Genomic DNA, 1585 nt, shown 5'->3' on the forward strand with positions numbered 1-1585 from the left:
TTTTTGTGTAAAAGATTGATTTACAAGCAATAAACGAAGAAATAAACTATAAAATAAACAAAATTTTTGGAAATACGCCTAAGAAATGAGAGAGAAATTGATGAAAAAATCAATGGCTCTCTCGTTTTCTTTTTCTGATTAGTGTACAATTTAAGTACTATTTATGTGAGGAGAAGCAGACATGTCTATTAAGAGCGAAAAACAGTTTGAAGTGATTATTGAAAAGTTAGATCAGCTGTTAGAAGAAAACAAACAACTGAAGACCCTTATCGCTCAAAAAGATGATGAGCTTTCCTTACAAAAAGAACAAATCGAATTCTTAACTCAGAAATTGTACGGCCCAAAGAAGGAAACGTTGAAAGATAATCCCAATCAAGGCAACCTCTTCAACGATCGCCTTTTTAGCGAACCAGAGCAGACTGGTGACCAAAGCGACGAAGATGAAGTCATTATTACAACAGAACGTCGCCGCAAGAAACGTAAAGGATTAAAAGACCAGCAGTTGTCATCTCTTCCTACTGTTGACCATATTCATGAGCTTGAATCTTGTACGTGTCCAACATGTCAAGCAGCTATGAAAGAGGTCAGCACGCAACTCATCCGCCAGGAAGTGAAATTTATCCCGGCGAGACTTGAAAACCACAGACATTTCCAAAAAACATATGCCTGCGCGAACTGTGAGAAAAGCGGAACGCGCACGCCGTTTGCGAAAGCTGAAATTCCCAGACTTCCTTTAAATAATACAGCCGCTTCTGCATCATTGATAGCGGAAACCATGTATCAAAAATTCGAACAAAAAGTCCCAGGCTATCGCCAAGAGGCTTATTGGAATCTGCTTGGCTATCCGATTCCTCGACATACCATTGCGAACTGGCACATTAAAACGTCCCAGTATTATTTCGAAGCACTCGTGGCTGAAATGCACCAAGAACTGTTGAACCAGAAGGTTCTACACGCCGACGAAACGACATTCAAAGTACTCAACGACAAAGACCGACAAAAGTCCTATATGTGGTTGTTCAGTACCGGTAAATACAGCGAACGTGCCATACATATCTACAAGCTTGGTCCATCACGCAGCGGATCTGTCCCTAGAGATTTCTTAGAGGAGTACACTGGCTATCTACATAGTGATGGGTTCTCCGGGTACAACAATCTTCCAGGGATGACGATGATTGCCTGTCTGGCGCATATCAGACGGAAGTTCTATGACGCACGTCCAAAGAACTATTCCAGTAAGAGTGTCGCTCATAAGGGAGTCACGCTGTGTAACGAACTATTTGCGTTGGATAAGTCCTTAAAGGACTTATCTGTCAGCGAACGGTATGATCAGCGCTTAGAACTAGTGAAGCCGAAGCTTGAGGCGTTTTTTGACTGGTGCGAATCCCTAACTGCGCATGGCAAACTTGGCACAGCGATCACCTATGCGCTGAACCAGAAAGAGCGGATGATGAATGTACTGAAGGACGGCCGTCTGGTGCTCTCCAATAATTTAGCCGAACGCGGCATCAAGTCACTCGTTATGGGCAGAAATTATGTGTTGAAACTTGTTATGTGCTGAATCAGTCAATAACTCTAAAAAACG

1 protein-coding gene is annotated in these 1585 nt (G+C 42.4%); it reads left to right on the top strand.

What is annotated here, in order from left to right; genetic code table 11:
* Positions 1-181: 181 nt before the first annotated feature.
* Entirely contained in the window at positions 182-1561 is a 1380-nt protein-coding gene (gene tnpC / locus ABDZ53_RS10580; RefSeq protein ID WP_343756338.1) for an IS66 family transposase, read from the top strand.
* Positions 1562-1585: the final 24 nt, after the last annotated feature.

It is taken from the genome of Alkalibacterium iburiense, assembly GCF_039521845.1.
GTDB lineage: Bacteria > Bacillota > Bacilli > Lactobacillales > Carnobacteriaceae_A > Alkalibacterium > Alkalibacterium iburiense.